This window comes from Streptomyces sp. NPDC087270, assembly GCF_044744625.1.
Classification (GTDB): Bacteria; Actinomycetota; Actinomycetes; order Streptomycetales; family Streptomycetaceae; genus Actinacidiphila.
Genome location: NZ_JBIUYR010000011.1, coordinates 1 through 19,803 on the forward strand (window position 1 = coordinate 1; position 19,803 = coordinate 19,803).

17 protein-coding genes and 1 pseudogene are annotated in these 19,803 nt (G+C 72.7%); 8 read left to right on the forward strand and 10 right to left on the reverse strand.

Translation table 11 applies throughout. The features are described 5' to 3' along the window. Positions 1-127 precede the first annotated feature (127 nt). Both ACIPAE_RS22140 and trpS read right to left on the reverse strand, forming a co-directional pair. Positions 128-700, reverse strand: a complete 573-nt coding sequence (locus tag ACIPAE_RS22140; RefSeq protein WP_329365621.1) for a 2'-5' RNA ligase family protein — start codon at positions 698-700, stop codon at positions 128-130. Between the two features lie 129 nt (positions 701-829). Next, positions 830-1,843 (reverse strand): tryptophan--tRNA ligase, encoded by a 1,014-nt coding sequence (gene trpS / locus ACIPAE_RS22145; protein WP_402447372.1) that lies wholly within the window; start codon positions 1,841-1,843, stop codon positions 830-832. Positions 1,844-2,032: 189 nt separating this feature from the next. Here trpS and rocD point away from each other — a divergent pair, with 189 nt between their 5' ends. Then, a complete protein-coding gene (gene rocD, locus ACIPAE_RS22150; RefSeq protein WP_402447374.1) occupies positions 2,033-3,289 on the forward strand; it encodes an ornithine--oxo-acid transaminase in 1,257 nt (418 codons plus the stop codon). Positions 3,290-3,766: 477 nt separating this feature from the next. On the opposite strand, the gene ACIPAE_RS22155 is transcribed toward rocD, so the two are convergent. Together ACIPAE_RS22155 and ACIPAE_RS22160 are read right to left on the reverse strand one after the other, a co-directional pair. Beyond that, positions 3,767-4,528, reverse strand: coding sequence for a decaprenylphospho-beta-D-erythro-pentofuranosid-2-ulose 2-reductase (locus ACIPAE_RS22155; protein WP_328468289.1), 762 nt, complete (start codon positions 4,526-4,528; stop codon positions 3,767-3,769). Between the two features lie 16 nt (positions 4,529-4,544). Continuing rightward, positions 4,545-5,912 (reverse strand): FAD-binding oxidoreductase, encoded by a 1,368-nt coding sequence (locus ACIPAE_RS22160; RefSeq protein WP_329365616.1) that lies wholly within the window; start codon positions 5,910-5,912, stop codon positions 4,545-4,547. Between the two features lie 288 nt (positions 5,913-6,200). Between ACIPAE_RS22160 and ACIPAE_RS22165 the strand changes: the two genes are divergently transcribed. The 4 genes and pseudogenes from ACIPAE_RS22165 to ACIPAE_RS22180 form a co-directional block, all read left to right on the forward strand. After that, positions 6,201-6,710, forward strand: a complete 510-nt coding sequence (locus ACIPAE_RS22165; protein ID WP_329365615.1) for a phosphatase PAP2 family protein — start codon at positions 6,201-6,203, stop codon at positions 6,708-6,710. Then, positions 6,707-7,660, forward strand: a complete 954-nt coding sequence (locus ACIPAE_RS22170; protein WP_329365613.1) for a decaprenyl-phosphate phosphoribosyltransferase — start codon at positions 6,707-6,709, stop codon at positions 7,658-7,660. Before ACIPAE_RS22165 ends, ACIPAE_RS22170 begins: the two co-directional genes overlap by 4 nt. Before the next feature lie 118 nt (positions 7,661-7,778). Continuing rightward, positions 7,779-8,282 (forward strand): GtrA family protein, encoded by a 504-nt coding sequence (locus ACIPAE_RS22175; protein WP_402447637.1) that lies wholly within the window; start codon positions 7,779-7,781, stop codon positions 8,280-8,282. A gap of 38 nt (positions 8,283-8,320) precedes the next feature. Continuing rightward, positions 8,321-9,094 (forward strand): annotated as a pseudogene (locus ACIPAE_RS22180) (YihY/virulence factor BrkB family protein); the annotation flags it as partial. A gap of 43 nt (positions 9,095-9,137) precedes the next feature. Here the strand turns inward: ACIPAE_RS22180 and ACIPAE_RS22185 are convergent. After that, complete coding sequence (locus ACIPAE_RS22185) at positions 9,138-10,589, reverse strand: D-alanyl-D-alanine carboxypeptidase (RefSeq protein ID WP_402447376.1); 1,452 nt, start codon at positions 10,587-10,589, stop codon at positions 9,138-9,140. Positions 10,590-10,728: 139 nt separating this feature from the next. On the opposite strand from ACIPAE_RS22185, the gene ACIPAE_RS22190 reads away from it, so the two are divergent. Then, positions 10,729-11,046, forward strand: coding sequence for an SCO4848 family membrane protein (locus tag ACIPAE_RS22190; protein WP_402447378.1), 318 nt, complete (start codon positions 10,729-10,731; stop codon positions 11,044-11,046). 38 nt (positions 11,047-11,084) lie between these two features. Here the strand turns inward: ACIPAE_RS22190 and ACIPAE_RS22195 are convergent, their stop codons facing one another. The 4 genes from ACIPAE_RS22195 to ACIPAE_RS22210 all read right to left on the reverse strand — a co-directional run bounded on the left by ACIPAE_RS22195 (position 11,085) and on the right by ACIPAE_RS22210 (position 14,313). Continuing rightward, positions 11,085-11,558 carry a hypothetical protein gene (locus ACIPAE_RS22195; RefSeq protein ID WP_402447380.1) on the reverse strand — a complete coding sequence of 158 codons (474 nt, stop codon included), beginning with the start codon at positions 11,556-11,558 and terminating at the stop codon, positions 11,085-11,087. Between the two features lie 3 nt (positions 11,559-11,561). Further along, the gene (locus ACIPAE_RS22200; protein ID WP_329365605.1) at positions 11,562-12,872 is read right to left on the reverse strand and encodes an ATP-binding protein; all 1,311 of its coding nucleotides are present in this window, start codon (positions 12,870-12,872) and stop codon (positions 11,562-11,564) included. 26 nt (positions 12,873-12,898) lie between these two features. Then, positions 12,899-13,789, reverse strand: a complete 891-nt coding sequence (locus ACIPAE_RS22205; RefSeq protein ID WP_402447382.1) for a hypothetical protein — start codon at positions 13,787-13,789, stop codon at positions 12,899-12,901. 335 nt (positions 13,790-14,124) lie between these two features. Beyond that, positions 14,125-14,313 (reverse strand): hypothetical protein, encoded by a 189-nt coding sequence (locus ACIPAE_RS22210; RefSeq protein ID WP_402447384.1) that lies wholly within the window; start codon positions 14,311-14,313, stop codon positions 14,125-14,127. 334 nt (positions 14,314-14,647) lie between these two features. Here ACIPAE_RS22210 and ACIPAE_RS22215 point away from each other — a divergent pair, with 334 nt between their 5' ends. Together ACIPAE_RS22215 and ACIPAE_RS22220 are read left to right on the forward strand one after the other, a co-directional pair. Further along, complete coding sequence (locus ACIPAE_RS22215; protein WP_402447386.1) at positions 14,648-17,041, forward strand: DNAJC11 domain-containing protein; 2,394 nt, start codon at positions 14,648-14,650, stop codon at positions 17,039-17,041. Positions 17,042-17,181: 140 nt separating this feature from the next. Next, a complete protein-coding gene (locus ACIPAE_RS22220) occupies positions 17,182-18,933 on the forward strand; it encodes an enoyl-CoA hydratase-related protein (protein ID WP_402447388.1) in 1,752 nt (583 codons plus the stop codon). Positions 18,934-18,990: 57 nt separating this feature from the next. On the opposite strand, the gene ACIPAE_RS22225 is transcribed toward ACIPAE_RS22220, so the two are convergent. After that, positions 18,991-19,803 (reverse strand): TetR family transcriptional regulator, encoded by an 813-nt coding sequence (locus tag ACIPAE_RS22225; protein ID WP_329374008.1) that lies wholly within the window; start codon positions 19,801-19,803, stop codon positions 18,991-18,993.

A 19,803-nucleotide genomic window follows, 5' to 3' on the forward strand; every position in this document is an offset into this window, starting at 1 on the left:
CGCGCAGTTCCCCGCGCCCCTTGTTTGTGGCGCGCCTCCGCTGCACAGCGCGCCTCAGAGCACCCCCAGGGGCGCGGGGAACTGCGCGGCCAGCCACAACGTACGGGCACTGTGAACGCGGCGCTCGTTACCGTGGGGCGGTGACGCGGCGGCCGTGTTGGTGGGGGAGCGGGGGGAGGTCTTCCGCGCCGAAGGGATAGACGCGGAGCTGCCGCCAGACGTCGTCGGGGCCCTGTTCGTAGAGGGCGAAGCCGGACGCGGTCCACTCGGCGGCGAACCCCGCCAGCTCGGCCTGCGCCCGATCCATCGCATCCTCGGCGATGCCGTGCGCGATGGTGACGTGCGGGTGGTAGGGGAACTGGAGCTCGCGGGCCACCGGCCCGGACCGCACCTGCTCCTGGAGCTCACCGCACGCGGCATCCCCCTCGGCGATCCGCACGTAGACCACCGGGGAGACCGGCCGGAAGGTCGCGGTGCCGTCGAGCCGCATCACGAACGGCCGTCCGTACGAGGCGACCCGGGAGAGGTGCCGGCCGAAGCCGGGCAACTCCTCGCGGGCCACCTCCGTCGGCGGGAGGAGCGTCACATGCGTGGGGATCGCGAAGGCCGCGGGGTCACCGAACCCGGCCCGCCGCTCCTGCAACAGCCGTCCGTACGGCTCCGGGACCGCGATGGACACGCCGATGGTGGTGGTACCCACTGCGTTCACCTCTTTCCCGGGTCGCCTCACGGTCGTGCTCGTTCGTCCTGCTCAGTGTCGCGCGCATGCCGAGGAACCGGACAGCGACGTGCGTCACAACCCGATCCACCCGGCCGTACGGCCGGTACTTCAGTGCTTCGCCGGCAGGAAGCCGATCCGGTCGTACGCCAGCGCCAGCGTCTCGGCGGCGACGGCCCGTGCCTTCTCGGCTCCCTTGGCCAGAACGGAGTCCAGCGTCTCGGGGTCTCCCAGATACTCCTGCGTGCGCTCGCGGAACGGTGTGACCCACGCCACGAAGATCTCCGCGAGGTCGGTCTTGAGCGCACCGTAGCCCTTGCCCGCGTATCGCTCCTCGAGTTCGGCGATTCCGGTGCCAGTGAGGGCGGAGTGAATCCTGAGCAGGTTGCTGATGCCCGGCTTACCCGTTTCGTCGTACCGGATGACCGTGTCGGTGTCCGTGACCGCGCTGCGGAACTTCTTCGCCGACACCTTCGGCTCGTCGAGCAGGTTGACCAGACCCTTCGCGGAGGCCGCGGACTTGCTCATCTTCGCGGTCGGGTCCTGGAGGTCGTAGATCTTCGCGACCTCGCGCACGATGTGGGCCGCGGGCAGGTTGAAGGTCTGGCCGAACCGCCCGTTGAACCGCTCCGCGAGGTCCCGGGTCAGCTCGATGTGCTGCCGCTGGTCCTCGCCGACCGGCACCGCGTCGGCCTGGTAGAGCAGGATGTCGGCGACCTGGAGGATCGGGTACGTGAACAGGCCCACGGTGGTGCTGTCGGCGCCCTGCCGGGCCGACTTGTCCTTGAACTGCGTCATCCGGGACGCCTCGCCGAAGCCGGTGATGCAGTTCATCAGCCAGCCGAGCTGCGCGTGCTCGGGCACGTGGCTCTGCACGAAGAGCGTGCAGCGCTCCGGGTCCAGGCCCGCGGCCAGCAGCTGCGCGGCCGCCAGCCGGGTGTTGGCGCGCAGCGTCGCCGGGTCCTGCGGCACGGTGATCGCGTGCAGGTCCACCACCATGTAGAAGGCGTCGTGGGTGTCCTGCATCGCGACGTACTGCCGGATCGCACCCAGGTAGTTGCCCAGGTGGAACGAGCTGGCAGTGGGCTGGATGCCGGACAGGGCACGAGGTCGCAGGTTGGCCATACCTCCATTCTCTCAGGCCGCGGGCCCGCGCCCACACCCCCGGGCGATGCCGTCGATCCTTCGACGCACGGGCGGGTCCGCGGGAGGTTTCACCGGGACGGCGGTGAGCGACGATAGAAACGAGGGCACCACCCCCGCCCCGCTCCAGGCCCGGCCTGGCTCCTGACGCATGACGAACGGAGTACGCACGTGACGAACGACGAACCCGGCACCTCGGCTTCCGGCAGCGCCCCGGCTCCCGACAGCACCACGACCGACCGTGAGATCGCGGTCGTCGAGGAGTACAGCGCGCACAACTACCACCCGCTGCCCGTCGTCGTCGCCTCCGCCGAGGGCGCGTGGGTGACCGACATCGACGGCCGCCGGTACGTCGACATGCTCGCCGGGTACTCGGCGCTCAACTTCGGCCACGGCAACCCGCGGCTGATCGCCGCGGCGAAGGCGCAGCTGGACCGGGTGACGCTCACCTCGCGGGCCTTCCACCACGACCGGTTCGGCGAGTTCTGCCGGGGGCTCGCCGAGCTGTGCGGCAAGGACATGGTGCTGCCGATGAACACCGGGGCGGAGGCGGTGGAGACCGCGGTGAAGACCGCCCGCAAATGGGGCTACCAGGTCAAGGGCGTGCCGGACGGCCGGGCGAAGATCGTCGTCGCCGAGGGGAACTTCCACGGCCGCACCACCACGATCGTCAGTTTCTCCACCGATCCCGAGGCCCGCGCGGACTTCGGCCCGTACACGCCGGGCTTCACGATCGTCCCGTACGGCGACCTCGCCGCGATGGAGGCCGCGGTCGACGACGACACCGTGGCGGTGCTGATCGAGCCGATCCAGGGCGAGGCCGGCGTTCTCGTGCCGCCGCCCGGGTACCTCGCCGGGGTGCGGCGGCTCACCCGCGAGCGCGGGGTGCTCTTCGTCGCCGACGAGATCCAGTCCGGCCTCGGCCGCACGGGCCGCACGTTCGCCTGCGAGCACGAGGACGTGGTTCCCGACGTCTACGTCCTCGGCAAGGCGCTGGGCGGCGGGGTCGTCCCGGTCTCCGCGGTGGTCGCCTCCCGGGACGTGCTCGGGGTCTTCCACCCGGGCGAGCACGGCTCCACGTTCGGCGGGAACCCGCTGGCGTGCGCGGTGGGCATCGAGGTCGTCGACATGCTGCGGACCGGGGAGTACCAGCAGCGGGCCGCGGAACTCGGTGACCACCTGCATCGCGAGCTCGCGGCGATCGCCTCCGGCGGGGCGGTCACGGCGGTGCGCGGGCGCGGGCTGTGGGCCGGGATCGACGTCGATCCCTCCCTCGGGAGCGGGCGCGCGCTCACTGAGCGGTTGCTTCGGCGGGGGGTGCTCGCCAAGGACACCCACGGGTCCACGATTCGGCTCGCGCCCCCGCTGACCATCTCCAAGGAGGATCTCGACTGGTCTTTGGGGCGGCTTCGCGATGCCTTGACCTGACCCCCCGTAGCGGGTGGTCCCGCCCGCCCCGGGACCATCCCCCGGTGGTGGGCTTGTCGCGCCGTTCCCCGCGCCCCTGGGTAACCGCGGCTCTTCCGCGGAACGAACCTCGCTCCTTTCGGGGGTGCCCCCTACCGCGTTCTTGAGCTCGTTCTGTTGGCGGGCTTGACACCCGCAGAGCCTGCCCCTTGCAGGGGTCGCCGGATCTTCCCCCGGTGATGGGCTGGTCGCGCAGTTCCCCGCGCCCCTTGTTTGTGGCGCGCCTCCGCTGCACAGCGCGCCTCACTTGGTGCGGCTCCTTTCGCGGAAGAACCCGCAGCTTCCCAGGGGCGCGGGGAACTGCGCGGCCGGCCACAACGCACCGGGACTGTGAACGCGGTGGGCAACCACCCCGAAGGGGCGCGGGGAACGGCGCGGGAAGCCACCCACCGGGGGGTGGTCCCGGGACGGCGGGGGCGGGGGACCCGGGGGGTCCTGTTACCGCGGAGTCGTGATGCGGCGGAAGAGGGGGCGGGGGAGGTGGCGGAGGGCGGACATGACGGGGCGGAGCCGGCCCGGCACCCAGATCACCTCGGCCCGGCGCCGCAAGCCGGACTCGATCGCGGCGGCAACCACCTCGGGTGTCGTGGCGAGCGGCGCGGCGGGCAGATGCGCCGTCATCCGGGTCCGCACGAATCCGGGCCGTACCGCCATGACATGGACCCCGCAGGGGTGCAGCGCGTCGCCGAGCCCCTGGGTGAACGCGTCGAGCCCGGCCTTGCTGCTGCCGTAGATGAAGTTCTCCCGCCGGGCGCGCTCCCCGGCGACGGAGGAGAGGACGACGAGGGAGCCGTGCCCCTGGCGCTGGAGCGCCGCCCCGCAGATCAGGGACGCGGAGACCGCCCCGGTGTAGTTGGTCGCGGCCACCCGTACGGCCGACAGCGGCTCCTGCTCGTCGCGCGCCTGGTCCCCGAGCACGCCGAAGGCGACCAGCACCATGTCGATGTCGCCCTCGGCGAAGACCTTGCCGAGGACCTCCTCGTGCGAGCCCGGGTCGAGCGCGTCGAAGCCGGTGACGTGCACGTCGGCGCCGAGCGCGGACAGCTCGGCCGCGGCGGCGTCCAGCGCGGGGGAGGGCCGCCCGGCCAGGTGCACCCGCCGGGTCCTGCGGGCGATCAGCCGCCGCGCGGTGGCCAGCCCGATCTCGGAGCCGCCGCCGAGCACCAGCAGGGACTGGGGAGCCCCGAACGCGTCCTTCATGAGCGAACTCCCTACGTCACAGCGCGAGCCGCCGCGCCAGGTCCGAGGTGATGGCGCCGCGCGGGTCGTAGCGGGCGCGCAGGGAACGGAAGTCGTCCAGCCGCGGGTACATCCGGGCGAGCATGTCGGGCCGCAGCCGGGAGTCCTTGGCGAGGTAGACCCGGCCGCCGGCGGCCGCGACCGCCTCGTCGAGCTCGTCGAGGAGCGCGCCGAGCCCCGGCAGCCCCGCGGGGATGTCCAGCGCGAGGGTCCACCCGGCCATCGGGAAGGAGAGCCAGCCCGGATCGCCCGACCCGAACCGTTTGAGCACCGCGAGGAACGACGGGCAGCCGCGGGTGCTCAGCCGGCGCACCACCGAGCGCAGCGTCTCCTCCTGGCCGTGCCCGACCACGAACTGGTACTGCACGAAGCCGGCCCGGCCGTAGACGAGGTTCCAGTCCGGCAGGCCGTCCAGCGGGTGGAAGAAGGTGGCGAGCTTCTGGAGCTGGCCGCGCCGCTCGCGGGGCGCCTTGCGGTACCAGAACTCGTTGAACAGCCCGACGGTGGTGCGGCCGAGCAGCCCGTCGGGCGCGGGGCGCGGCGGGGCCGGCAGCCGGCGCGGGCGGAACGCGAGGGGGGCGCGGCGGGCCCGCTCCGGCAGCGCTTCGAGCGGGGCGTGGTCGCCGCGGGTGAGCACGGCCCGGCCGGTGCGGGCGCCACGGGCGAGCAGGTCGATCCAGGCCACCGAGTAGCGGTAGTGGTGGTCGGCGGCGGTCATCCGGGCCATCAGGTCGTCCAGGTCGGTGGCCCGCTCGGTGTCCACGGTCATCAACGACGTCTCGACCGGCAGCAGTTGGATCGTGGCGGCCAGCACCACCCCGGTCAGGCCCATCCCGCCGGCGGTCGCCCAGAACAGCTCCGGCTCCGCCTCCGGGGTCACCAGCCGGGTCTCGCCGTCGCCGGTCAGCAGTTCGAAGGCGAGCACGTGGCGGCTGAAGGAGCCCGAGACGTGGTGGTTCTTGCCGTGGATGTCGGCGCCGATCGCGCCGCCGACGGTGACGTAGCGGGTCCCGGGGGTGACCGGCACGAACCAGCCGAGCGGCAGCAGCACCTCCATCAGCCGGTGCAGCGACACCCCCGCGTCGCACGTGACCACGCCGCCGACGGCGTCGATCTCGTGGATACGGTCCAGCGCGGTCATGTCCAGCACCGCGCCGCCCGCGTTCTGCGCCGCGTCGCCGTACGCCCGGCCCAGGCCCCGGGCGATGGCGCCGCGGCCGTCGCAGGCCCGTACCGCCTCGACGACCTCCTCGTACGTGCCCGGGCGCAGCAGCCGGGCGGCGGTCGGGGCGGTGCGGCCCCAGCCGGTGACGGGGGTGGTGGCCGGCGCGAGCGGTACGGGCATGTCCGTGAACGTACCGCCGGCCAACCCGGAGGAATGCCCTATTGGGTGAGGTTCGACGGTATATGCGGCTTTTCTCACCGTAACGGTCGATCGGGAGGGGTAAGCGCGGGTGCCGCACGGTAAGCATTCGCAGTCCGATGGCCGAATCGTATGACTCACGCGCCGTGCGCGACGCGCACGGCGCACGCGACCCAGGGGACCCAGGGGGCGTGCACCCCGCACGCGACCCGGGGGGCGCGGCCGGCCATCGGCGCGAAGCCCGACCGAGGAAGCGAGGAGGTGCGGCCGGTGTTCCGCCCGGATCACGACCTGCTGACCGTGCTGCGCGGCTGCGGCCGGCAGCCGTACGCCGCCGCCGCGGCAAGGGGGCTGTCGATGGCCGGCGAGCACGGCGCGGTCTGGCTCGCCGCCGGGCTGGCCGGCGCGGCGGCCGACCCGGCCCGCCGCGGCGCGTGGCTGCGCGCCACCGCCCTGGTGGCCGCCTCGCACGCCGCGAGCATGGCCGTCAAGCGCGTGGTGCGCCGCCCGCGCCCGCAACTGCCGCCCGGCGCCGCGCCACTGGTGCGCACCGCCGGCCGGCACAGCTTCCCCAGCTCGCACGCCGCCTCCTCCGCCGCCGCCGCGCTCGCCTTCGGCGCGCTCGCCCCGGCCGCGCCCTTCCGCCCGCTCGCGACCGCGATCTGCCTGTCCCGGCTGGTCGCGGGCGTCCACTACCCGACCGATGTCGCCTTCGGCGCGCTGCTCGGCGCGACCACCGCCCGCCTCGGGCGGGACTGGACCCACAGGGGTGTGCGATGAGTGAACCCGCCACCGTCATCGAGCAGTCGGCGCCGCCGGCGCTCGCCGTCCCCGGCACCGGCTGGACCCTCGCCACCGGGCTGCTGCGGGCCGCCCGGCCCCGGCAGTGGGTGAAGAACGGGCTGGTGCTCGCCGCGCCGTTCGCCGCCGCCCGGCTGCTCGACCTCGACGAGGCGATACGGCTGGCGACCGCGCTGGTGCTCTTCATCGCCTGCTCGGCCGCGGTCTACCTGATCAACGACGCCCGCGACGCGGAGGCGGACCGGGCCCACCCGGTGAAGTGCCGCCGTCCGGTCGCCAGCGGCCAGGTCCCGGTCTCCGTCGCCTACACCGCCGGCGGCCTGCTCGCCGTCCTCGCCCCCGCCGTGGGCGCGCTCGCCTGCAACGGCCACACCGCAGCGCTGCTCGCCGCGTACGTGGTCATGCAACTCGCCTACTGCCTGCGGCTGAAGCACATGCTCGTGGTCGACCTCGTCATCGTCACCACCGGCTTCCTGATGCGGGCCATGGCCGGCGGGCTCGCCCTGAACATCGATCTCTCCCGCTGGTTCCTGATCACCTCCGGCTTCGGCGCGCTGTTCATGGTCGCCGCCAAGCGGTACTCCGAACTCGTCCTGATGTCGCAGCGCGACGGCGACCTGACCGCCACCCGCGCGCTGCTCGGCGAGTACACCATCGGCTATCTGCGGTTCGTCTGGCAGCTCGCGGCGGGCGTGGCCGTGCTCGCCTACTGCCTGTGGGCGCTGGAGAGCAGCGGCGGCGAGCACGGCCTGCTGCCCTGGCGGCAGTTGTCGATGGTCCCCTTCACCCTGTCGGTGCTGCGCTACGCGGTCTTCGCCGATGTCGGCGCCGCCGGTGAGCCCGAGGACGTGGTGCTGCGCGACCGCCCGCTGCTGGTGATCGCCATGGCGTGGAGCGCGCTGTACGTGCTCGCGGTGGTCAATTCGTGAGGCGGCGGGTGGGGCGGCCGGTGGGGCGGGTCTCGTCGTGCGCGGGCTGAGGAGGTCCGCGCGGCACGGAGCGAACGGGGCCGCGCGGCGCGAGGTGAGGGGGGCCGCGCGGCGCGGGATGTGGCCGGAGTTGATGGGGTTCGCGCTGGCCGGAGGGGCCGCGTACGCCGCCGACCTCGGGCTGTTCGTGTGGCTGCGCGGGCCGGGCGGGATGGGGCCGCTGACCGCGAAGTCGCTGTCGTTCCTGGCCGGCTGCTCGGTGGCGTACCTCGGCAACGCGCTGGGCACCTACCGCGGTCGCGGCCCGGTCCGGGGCAGCCGGGCGCGGCGGTACGGCGCCTTCTTCGCGGTGAACCTCGCCGGGGCGCTGGTGCAGTTGGCGTGCCTGGGCTTCTCGCACTACGTCCTCGGCCGCACCTCGGCGCGCGCCGACGTGGTCTCCGGCGCGGGGGTCGGGATGGCGCTGGCCACCGCGCTGCGGTTCTGGGGCACCCGGACACTGGTGTTCAGCTCCGCCGCCCGCGGGGACGGGCCCGGCCGGCGACACCCGGACGAGGGACCCGCGCAGCCCGCGGGCGTGCAGGCCACGGGGGAGGGTAGCCGCCCGACATGGACTGGTTGACCCGGCTGCCGTGGATCGGCCCGCACATCGCGCGGGCGATGCGCACCCACGCGTGGCGGGCGTTCGCGCACCTTCAGACCGTGCACTGGACGCGGCTGGCCGCCGCGATGACCTTCACCAGCTTCCTGTCGCTCTTCCCGCTGCTCGCGGTGGTCGCCGCGGTCGGCGCCGCCACCTTGTCGGATCACCAGCTCGACACGCTGGAGCACAAGATCTCCCAGCAGATCCCCGGCATCGCCGACAAGCTCGACATCAACAGCCTGGTCTCCAACGCCGGCACCATCGGCGTGGCGGCCGCCGCCGCGCTGGTGTTCACCGGTATCGGGTGGGTCGGCTCGCTGCGCGACTGCCTGCGCGCGGTGTGGCGCAAGGACGACGAGGAGCGCAACCCGGTCAAGGCCAAACTCTCCGACGGCGGGGTGCTGCTGGGCCTGGGCGCGGCCGCGCTGGTCTCGCTCGCGGCCTCCGGCTTCGCCACCGCGGCGGTCAACTGGACCGCCGACCGGGTCGGCCTGGACCACCACGGCCCGGGCCGGGTGCTGCTCACCGTCGTCGGCTACGTGCTGGCGATCGTCGCGGACTTCCTCATCCTGGTCTACCTGCTGACGCTGCTGCCCGGCGTCGACCCGCCCCGCCGGGCCGTCGCGGTGGCGGCGCTGATCGGGGCGGTCGGCTTCGAGATGCTCAAGGTCGGGCTGAGCGGCTATCTGCGCGGGGTCGCGGGCAAGAACGTCTACGGCGCCTTCGGCACCCCGATCGCCCTGCTGCTGTGGTTCAACTTCATGGCGAAGCTGCTGCTGTACTGCGCCGCGTGGACCGCGACGCAGTACGGCGAGGTGGCGCCGCGGGGCGCGGTCAGTGCTTCCGGGGGGAGCGGGGACGGCGCCGGATCGCCGGGCGGTCCGGAGAAGTCCCTGGCTGCTGCGCCTTCGTCTGCCCCTGCGTCTGCTCCTGTGCCTGCTCCTGATCCGGCGCGGTCCGCTGAGCGGGGGGAGACGCCTGGAGCGGAAGGTCCCGCGCCGCGCTCGGGCTCGCACCGCTGGGAACCACCGCGGACGGAAGCGGACGGCGACGCCGCACGACGATGATCACCGCGGCCAGTACCACCAGGGTCGCGGCGGTGATCCCGGCCGCCGTCCACAGCCCGCGGGACGACGAAGAGGAAGAGGACGACGCGGCGGCGACCGCGGTCCGCCCGTCCGTCGCGACGGACGACGGCGCCGACGTCTTGGCCGCGGGCACCTGGCTCAGGGGAGGCACCAGGGTGCCGACCGGCTTGACCGTCGGCGCGGCCTTGAAGCCCCAGTCCAGCAGCGATGCCGCCTCGCGGTAGACCGCGTTGTGCCCCGACACCGCCGGGTCCGGGTGCATCACGGTGACCAGCAGCTTGCGCCCGCCGCGTTCGGCGACCCCGGTGTACGTGGCGCCGGCGTTCGTCGTGTCGCCGTTCTTCACCCCGGCGATGCCCGGGTACGGTTTCACGTCGGAGTCACCGCTGAGCAGGCGGTCGGTGTTCTGGATCTGGAAGGTCTCCCGGGTCTTGCCCGGCTGGCCCTTCTTGGGGTGCTTGACCTTCTTGTAGTCGCCGGGGAACTTCGCGGTGACCGTCGAGCAGTACTCGCGGAACTCGGGGAGCTGGAGCCCCGCGCGGGCGAACAGCGTCAGGTCGTACGCGCTGCTGGCCTGGCCGGGCATGTCGTAGCCGTCCGGCGAGACCACGTGGGTGTCGTCGGCCTGGAGTTCGTGCGCCTCGGCGTTCATGTCGGCCACGGTCGCCGGGACGCCGTGGTTCATCGCCGACAGGACGTGCACCGCGTCGTTGCCCGAGCGCAGGAACACCCCGAGCCACAGGTCCTTCACGGTGTAGGTCAGGTTCTCCTTGATCCCGACCAGGCTGCTGCCCTCGCCCATGCCCTTCAGGTCCGAGGGCACCACCTTGTGCACGGTCGACGCCGGCAGCTTCGGTATGAGCATGTCGGCCAGCAGCATCTTCAGGGTGCTGGCCGGGGCGAGCTTCCAGTGCGCGTTGTGCTCCGCGAGGACGTCGCCGGTCTCGGCGTCCGTGACGATCCACGAACGCGCGGTGATGCCCTTCGGGAGCGCGGGCACGCCCGCGGCCGCGTTCACCTGCGTGCCCGGCAGGCTCAGCCGGTCGCCGCCGACCGTCGACATCACCGTCGGCGGGCTGGGCGTCTTCGGCTTGGCCGGCGCGGCCTGCGCGGTGCCGGCCAGCACGGTCCCTCCCAGCAGGAGGGCGGTCAGGGACGCCGCGGACGCTTTCAGGGCTGAGGTCACTGTCTTGGCCACCCGCAGAACGTACCGGGCCCGGCCGCCCTCCCGCGCCCCCGGGCCCCGCGCCCGTCACGTGACCCTTCGCACGCTCGCCGCCCGGAACCCCCGCACCCCGCCCGTCATCCCTCCCGACAGCCCGCCCATACTGGTACGTATGAAGCTCAGCCGCCGCGTCTCCTGGTTCCTGGTCGCCTTCGGCGTGTGGTCCTGGATCGTCTGGACGACCTTTGTGAAGAATCTCTGGAAGGACACCAGCGGCCTCGCCTTCCACCACGGCGACCACTCCCACCCGACCGCGTACTTCTGGATTCACCTCGCCCTCGCGATCACCTCCACGATCCTCGGCACCGCGATCGGCGTCCTCGGCATCCGCGGCCTGCGGGCGCTGCGCCGCGAACGGGACCGCGCGGCGGGCGAGCAGCCGCGGGACCTGCGGGAGCAGCAGCAGTCCGAGCGGGCAGCCGCCCGCTGACCCCTGATCGACGGGTCAGTGGCGGGTCGGCGCCGAGGTCACGCGTAACAGGACAGCAGCTCGTCCAGCGTCCAGACGGTCGCCGCCACCCCGGACGTACGGTCCAGATAGCGGTCCCGTTCGATCAGGATGTTCAGGTCGCCGCAGCCGAGCCCGTTGGAGGCGTGCTCGACCAGCGTGCTGCCGGTGCGGCCTCCCTGGATCAGCGCCTGCAAGTGCGCAGCGCCCCACTCCACCTCGTTGAGCGCCCAGGGAGCGTCGCCCTTGACGACCGCACGCAGCATCGCCGCGAAGAGCTCGGCACAGGTACGCCGCTGACGGCCGTCGGCGAGCTGGGCTATGTGGTTGCCCGTCTCGATGATCGCGGTCACCGGGAGCAGCAGGTCGCAGTCGCGTGCCTCACGCTTGGCCTGGTACTCCTCGACCACTTTCGCGTGATCCTGGCACTTGCCGGGGATCTTCAGCAGGTTGCAGAGGACGGAAGTGTCGACGAACTCGACCCTGCGTGCCATACGTCACCCGATCCCCAGCAGCCGGTCGAACTCGGTGTAGTCGCGATCGCGGGGCGGGCGGGTTTCGAGGCGTCCCCGCGTGACCACCTCGCCGAGCGAGCCCGCTGCCATGGCCGCGGGATAGCCGTCGAGTTCGGTGAGCCGGGTCAGGCGGCTGGTCCCCGTGTCGGGATCGCGCCAGCAGACCACCACGCCCTCGTGATCCTCGGAATCGAGTGCGGAGAGCAGCGCCGGGCTGTGCGTGGTGATGAGCACCTGGGTGCTGTTGGCCGCACCGGCCTGGCGGACCAGCCCGAGCACCTCGGACGCCTGGGACGGATGGAGGCCGTTCTCCAGTTCCTCGATCACCAGCATCAGCGAGCGTTCGTCCCGCTCGGTGGTGGAAGGCCCCAGGTCGAGCCCGCCACCACCGGTGAGGAGCGAGGTCGTGATGGCCAGGAAGCGGAGCATCCCGTCGCTCATCTCCCGGGCGGGTGTGAGGCCGAGCGGGCCCTCGTTGAGCGCGATCATGACGTCGCCGAGTTCGGAACGGGTGACCGCGAGTGTCTCGATCTCGTGATCGGCGAGGCCGCGCAGCAACTCCACCAGGCGCCCGAAGAGGGGCCCGTCGGTACGCTCGATGTTCCCCACCGCGGCCGACAGGTTCTCGGCGGTACGGCGCAGGCTGCTGTCGCGTGAGGGGACGTACTGGCGCATGAGGTGGGGGACGGGGTCGAGGTGGAAGACGCCCTCCAGCGTGGAGATCATTGTCTCGGCGCACCGCACGGCGTACTTGCCGCCAGGCGTCTCACCGTCGACGCGCAACGGGAGCTGCGCCGTCAGAAGGCGGGAGCCGCGGAACCGGAGTTGCGGGTCCCGGCCCGGTTTTCCGTTGTGCCAGGTGGCCACCACATCGCCGTGCTCCGCGTTCGACTCGCGGCTCACCAGCATGTCCTGGCGGCCGTCGTCGGTCCGGGCCGTCAGCCGCTCCTCGATGATCTGCACCTCGGGCTCGACCTGGACGGTCACATCGAGCTGGATCGGCCCACGCTTCGTCCGCACGCTGCACCCGAGCGAGAAACGGTCGGAGCCGTGCGGGACGCACCCTGCCAGTCCGCCCCGGACCGCGCCTTCCGGACCGCGCCGGCTCTCCAGCGCCTCGGCGATGTCCTCGCCCCGGGCGAGCCGGGACAGCACTTCGAGACCGTCGAGCGCGTTGGACTTCCCGCTGCTGTTGCGACCGATGAGAGTGGTCAGCGGGGCAAGGGGGAGGACCTGGTCGCGAAAGCTCTTGAAGGCGGTCAGCCGCACCTCTTCGATGCCCTGGACGTTCACGCGATTCAAGCTACCCCAGCGGGTCATCAGGCGGCCCTTTTCGTGGGGGGTGGGGTGGGGCGGCAGTCGGCGCAGCGGGTGGTGGGGTCGTGGGTGCGGAAGGCGCGGTCGCAGCCGTCGCAGGTGTGGAGGGGGGCCGGGCGGCCGGTTGGCAGGGGTGCGGGTGGGAGTGGGGGTGGCAGGAGGGCCGTCAGGCGGTGGGCGAGGAAGCGGCCCGGGTGGTGGACGGGGCCGTGCGGCAGACCGGAGGTCAGGGCGCGGGTGACCTGGTCCGGGTCGGCGAGGCGCTCCAGCCAGGTGTCCACGGCGGGGACCAGGCGCGCGATGTCGCGGGCGGGCAGCAGCAGGCGGGGGTCGGCGAGCCGCAGCCGGGCGAGCAGGTCGGCGGCGGGTCCCCGGGTGGGCGCCCGCACGGGCTCCTCGGCGGGGATCGGCGTCGGGCGGGCCGTGGAAGTCGGCACGGGTGCTTCCGGGCCGATGCCGCCTCCGCCGCCTCCTCCGCTCGGTCCGCCTCCTCCGTCCGGTTCGGGCGGCCGCGGGGGCCAGGGGTGGCCGGGCTCCGGGCGGTCGTACGCGATCGTGCGGCTGGCGAACCGGCCGCCGCCGATCAGGAAGCGGCGCCGCTCCAAGTAGCCGGTGGCGACAAGCTCGTTGAGCGCGCGGCGGATCGTGATCTCGCCCTCGGGAAAGCGCGCGGTGAGCGCCTTCACGGTCACCGGGGCACCGTCGGGCAGCGACAGGATGTACACGCCGAGCCCGATCGCGAGGGCGGACAACCCGGTGTGCTGGGCCAGGTGGTTGCCGATCACCGTGAAGTTCTCGGTGTGGCGGTGCCGGACGTGGATCACCCCGGAGTACGGAGTGCCGTCGGGGAGTGGGGACGCGGACAGGGGCGCGTTAGACTCAGGGTCAGCCATCGGGAAGGGTCTTCTTCCTGGTTGGTCAGGCCCTCGGACCAGGATTGCCGTCCTGCCGGGGGCCGAAGTCGTTTCGTGGGTGGGGCGCTGCCGGTGGTGCGGAGTGGCGGCGCCGTTAGCGGCGACCGTACCGCATCCGTCCGACAATCCTGACGGTATGTCACCCGTTCGGGTTAATGGTCGGATGTGGGCCGGGGGAGCCCCGACTGCGGGGACGGCAGGGGTGGTTGGTGGTTCTTTCACCTGGTCCTTTAGGTACCTCGCGACCGTCCGGTACCGGGGCCACCGCAACGTGTGCGGCCACGCCCCGGACGTGGATCGCCGCCGCGAACTCGCTACGGACGCGCCCCCTGCGGGCCTTCGTCCATGACCGCTTCCGCCCGCACCGTCTTGCCGACCTCGCGCGACGAGACACCCCACGCCCGCGCCGGCGCCTGCACCAGCAGCAGCCCGCGTTCGGGCCCGAGGCATGGGCCGCGTTCGTCGCGTACGCCGCCGAGCGGGCCCGAGTGCAAGGGCGTCAAGTGCCGGACGGGTCCGCCCGAGCGGTGAGTTGAACGTTTCAATCACATCAGGTGTGACCGGGTGAGGTCGCACGGCGAGGCGCGGCGTAGACGACTTCCTTCCTGGGCATTGCCCGGATCGAAAGCACGGGTCTAACCTGGCGCACGAGTTGAACCGAATCAACTGCACCGGGTCGTCTCCGCGTGCCGTCCAGCGTCCGATGCCGACGAAGGAGCGGAACGGACGGTGCCCCGTGTCGGGTTTCGCGACAGCGCCGGGACGACGGCCGACACGGACGACCGTTCGCCTGCTCGGCTTCGCCGCTTCGCCGCTTCTCCGCCAGGAGGCACCCGTATGGTCACGCGCAGAACGTTCCTGTCCGGCTCGGCGGCCGCGGCGGTGGTCGGCGTCGGTGCGGAGCCCGCTGCCGCCGAGGCCCGTACGCCGGCGGGCGCCGGGTCGATGCGCCCGATCGACCGGCAGGCCGTCGTGGCCCGCCACCGCGTGGTCCGCGGGAAGCTCGACACGCAGAGCCCCCTGCAAGTCGGCAACGGCGGGTTCGCGTTCGGCGTCGACGTCACCGGGCTGCAGACGTTCGTGCCGTTCAACACCATGTCGGACTGGGGCTGGCACAGCTTCCCGCTGCCGCCCGGCCAGGAGCCGTCCGACTTCCGCGGCCAGGTCTGGGACACGCACGGCCGGCCCGTCGACTACCCCATTCCCAACCCGGACCAGCCCGAACTGTCGGCGTGGCTCTACGCCAATCCGGCCCGCCTCAACCTCGGACGTATCGGCATGGAGCTGACCATGCCCGACGGCCGCGCGGCCACCGCCGACGACCTCACGGCCGTCCACCAGGAACTCGACCTGTGGACCGGCGTCCTCGACAGCCGGTTCGAGATCGCGGGCGAGCCGGTCCACGTCCGTACCTGCTGCCACCCCGACCACGACACGATCGCCGTGCAGATCGACTCGCCGCTCGTCGCCACCGGGCGGTTGGCGGTGCTCCTCGACTTCCCGTATGCCGACGGGCAGGAGTTCGCGGCGTACGTCGGTAACTACGGTGCGCCGGACGCCCACACGACGACGGCGACGACGCGCGGGCACGACCGCGCCGACCTCACGCACCGGCTGGACTCCACCGAGTACCACGTCGCGCTCGCCTGGGAAGGCCAGGGCGCGTTCACCGCGCTGGGCGCCACCACCGGCGAACTCGCCATCCGTACCGCGCGGTACGGCACCGACGGCCACTGGGCCGACGTCACCGGCATCCTCGCGCCGCTCGTCGCGGACGACTCGCTCACCCTGCTGGTCAACTACCTGAACCTCGGCGACCCGGCGCCCGGCCAGGCCAAGCGCCTGGAGGTCGGCTACACGTACGCGGGCCAGGACCACGACATCGTCGTCCCCGACGGCCAGACCCTGTCGATCGGAGCGGCGGCCGACCGGCACCGCTACCGCCTCGCCGCCGGCGGCCGTACCGACCGGCTGCGGTTCACCTGCACCTACGCGCCCACGCCGGCCGGATCGGTGCCGACGTCGAGCGCGAGCTTCGCGGCGAGTACCCGGGCCTGGCGCCAGTACTGGCTCTCCGGCGGGGCGATCGACCTGTCCGCGAGCACCGACCCGCGCTGGGAGGAACTGGAGCGGCGCGTCGTGCTCTCCCAGTACCTGATGCGCGTCAACGAGGCGGGCTCGCTGCCGCCGCAGGAGGCCGGGCTCGTCAACAACGGCTGGAACGGCAAGTTCCACATGGAGATGTACTGGTGGCACGGCGCGCACTGGGCGCTGTGGAACCGCTGGCCGATGCTCGACCGCAGCCTGGACGTCTACGAGCGCTTCCACCGGTCGGCGCGTGAACGGGCGCAGTTCCAGGGCTTCGGCGGCGCGCGCTGGCCGAAGTGCACGACGGCCGACGGGCGCGAGTCGCCGCACGTCATCCACGCCCTGCTGGTGTGGCAGCAGCCGCACCCGCTCTTCCTCGCCGAGATGGACTACCAGGCGCACCCCGACGAGAGCACGTTGCACAAGTGGCGCGACATCGTCTTCGACACCGCCGACTTCCTTTCCTCCTGGGCCTTCTGGGACGAGGCCACGAGCCGCTACATCCTCGGCCCGCCCATGTACGTCGTCTCGGAGAACACCGACCCGAGGACCACGCAGAACCCGACGTTCGAACTCGCCTACTGGCGCTTCGGGTTGCGGATCGCGCAGCAGTGGCGCAAGCGCCTCGGCCTGCGCGACGATCCGCGGTGGCAGCGCGTCCACGACAGGCTCGCGCCGCTGCCGGCGCAGGACGGGGTGTACGTCCTGCACGAGGGCGTCCAGGACATGTGGACGCAGTGGAACTACGAGCACCCGGCCCTGATCGGGCCGTACGGCTGGCTGCCGGGCGACGGCGTGGACGTGCCCACGATGGCCCGCACCGCCGAGAAGGTCTTCACCGGCTGGCAGTTCGACCAGACCTGGGGATGGGACTTCCCGATGCTCGCGATGTGCGCCGCGCGGCTCGGCCGCCCCGACGACGCCGTGGACTTCCTGCTCCACCCGGCCGCGGGCTTCCAGTTCGACGACGCCGGCCTGGCCACCGGCGGGCCGTTCCCCTACTTCCCCAGCAACGCCGCGCTGCTGTACGCCGTCGCCTTCATGGCCGCCGGCTGGGACGGCGCCCCCGACCGCCACGCCCCGGGCTTCCCGTCCGACCGGAGCTGGTCGGTGCGCTTCGAAGGGCTGCAGTCCGCCCTGTGAGTTCAGGGCCGAGGGGCGCACCACCGGTCAGGTGATTCCGGGGGCGGGTCCGGGCGGTTGGGCGGGTCGCCGCGCCTGGCACGGTCCATGATCGCCTACGCCGACATCTCGGCCTCGGCTGTCGGCGGACGGAGGCGGTCATGGACATCCTGCTGGTGGCGAGCGCGTTCAACAGCCTGACGCAGCGCGTGTTCGCGGAGTTGGGGGACCGCGGGCACCGGGTGGCGGTGGAACTGGCTCTCGGGGACGAGGCGTTGCGCGAGGCCGTCGCGGGCCACTCGCCCGAGCTGATCGTCGCACCGATGCTCAGGACGGCGATCCCGCGGGACATCTGGTCGGCGTACACCTGCCTGATCGTCCACCCGGGCCCGGTGGGCGACCGCGGACCGTCGTCGCTGGACCGGGCCGTCACCGAGGGGGCCGAGGAGTGGGGGGTGACGGTCCTCCAGGCGGTCGCCGAGATGGACGCGGGCGACGTGTGGGCGTCGGTGGCCTGCCCGGTGCCCCCGGTCGGCAAGAGCGACCTGTACCGCAACGAGATCGGTGACGCGGCGGCCCGAGCGGTGATGCTGGCGGTCGAGCGCGTCGCCGCCGGGAGCTATGTGCCGCGCCCGCAGCAGGCAACTTCCGCAGCTCCTGCCGCTCCTGGTGCCGAAGGGCCCGCCGAACCCGCCGCCGCCGGACCGGGGGCGCCGCAGTCCCGGCCCTACCTCGACCAGAGCGAGCGGCGGATCGACTGGACGGCGGACCCCACCGAACTGGTGGTGCGGAAGCTGCGGGCAGCCGACTCGCAGCCCGGCGTGCTCGACGACCTGCTCGGGGTGCAGTGGTACCTGCACGGCGGGCATCCCGAGGACGTCCTGCGCGGGCGCCCCGGGACGCTGCTGGCCACCCGTGCCGGAGCCGTCTGCCGTGCGACCGCGGACGGAGCGGTGTGGCTCCCCGAACTGCGGCCCCGCCGCAAGCCGGGCGGGCCCGCCACCTTCAAGCGGCCGGCCGTACTCGCCCTCGGGGACCGGATGCCCGCGCTGCCCGAGTCCGCCGTCCCGCTGTGGCTGCCCCGGGAGCGGCGGACGTACAGCGACATCCGCTACGAGGAGGACGGGCAGATCGGGTTCCTGCGGTTCGCCTTCCCCGGCGGCGCGATGAGTACCGACCAGTGCCGGCGGCTGCTCGCCGCCCACCGTTTCGCCTGCTCGCGCCCGACCACCGTGCTGGTGCTGGGCGGCGCCAGGGACTTCTTCTCCAACGGCATCCACCTGAACGTGATCCAGGGCGCCGCTGACCCGGCCCAGGAGTCCTGGGAGAACATCAACGCCATGGACGACCTCGTCGAGGCGCTGCTGACGACCCCGGACCGGCTGGTCGTGGCCGCGCTCGCCGGTAACGCGGCAGCCGGCGGAGTGCCGCTCGCGCTGGCCGCGGACGAGGTCTGGTGCCGCGCCGGGGCCGTGCTCAACCCCCACTACCGCCTGATGGGGCTGCACGGTTCGGAGTACTGGACGTACACGCTGCCCCGCCGGGTGGGGGACGCGCAGGCCGAACGGCTCATGCGGCAGGCCCTGCCGGTGACCGCCGCCCGCGCGCGCGACCTCGGCCTCGTCGACCTCGTGCTCGACAGCACACCCGCGCAGTTCGGTGCGGCCGTCGCGGAACGTGCCGCACGTCTGGCGTCGGCGCCCCGCACGCAGCAGCGCGTCGTCGAGAAGAAGGCGCGGCGGGAACGGGACGAGGAGACGCTGCGGGCCCACCGCGAGCGGGAACTGGCCCTGATGCGGCAGACCTTCTTCGACCCGGACGCGCCGTACCACGCGCTGCGCAGTGCCTTCGTCACCAAGCAGCGCCCCGCGCGGACCCCTGAGCATCTGCGCTGCGGGAACACGGCGGACTAGGGCCGGCCGCAGGCGGGTCGGGCGCCGGCGGCGGGTGGGTCGGGCGCCGTTCGGCGGTCAGGCGCGGCGTTTGCGTCTACTGGTGGGGGTGGGCGGCTTCGGTGGGGTGGGGAGGGGGGTTTTGCCGATGGTGGGGAGGATGAAGTCCTGGATCAGGCCCTTGGCGTCGCGGACCAGGGGGCGGAAGGCCCGGTAGCGGGAAAGGGTGATGATCCGGGCGACGAACGGGGTGGAGCGGCGGACGAACTCGCGGGTGCGGGCGGTGTCCTCGGTGCGGTCGAAGACCCAGTACAGGACGACGACCATCAGGTGCAGCCACAGCAGGTCGGGGAGGAGTTCGGCGAGTTCCGCGTCGAGTTTGGGGGCGAGGTCGGAGCCGGTCAGGACGTCGCGGAAGAGGGCGACGGCGGTCTCGCGGGCCGGGTGGGACTCGTTGGAGAACGGGCTGAGCGAGCTGTCCGGGTCGGCGGCGGTGCGGAAGAACTGCGCGGCGAACTCGTGGTACTCCGCCGCGCAGTCCAGCCAGGAGGCGAGGGTGATCTCCAGGCGCCGCGCGAAATCCCGCTCCCCCTCCATGCGGGATGTCGCGTCGCGCGCGTGGTCGTGCGTCATCAGGTCGTAGAACCCCTGGATCAGGAATTCCTTCGACTCGAAGTAGTAGTACGCGTTGCCGACCGAGACCCCGGCCTCCTGGGCGATCGCCCGCATCGTGGTCTTGTCGTAGCCGCGCTCCTGGAACAGCCGCATCGCCGTGGCGAGGATCAGCGCCCGGGTCTGCTCGCTCTTGCCCGTCTTCGGCCTGGCCCGGCCGCCGGGCAGCGGCTCGGCCTCGCCGGTGTCGGCGGCCTTCGCGGTGGTGCGGTCGTTCAT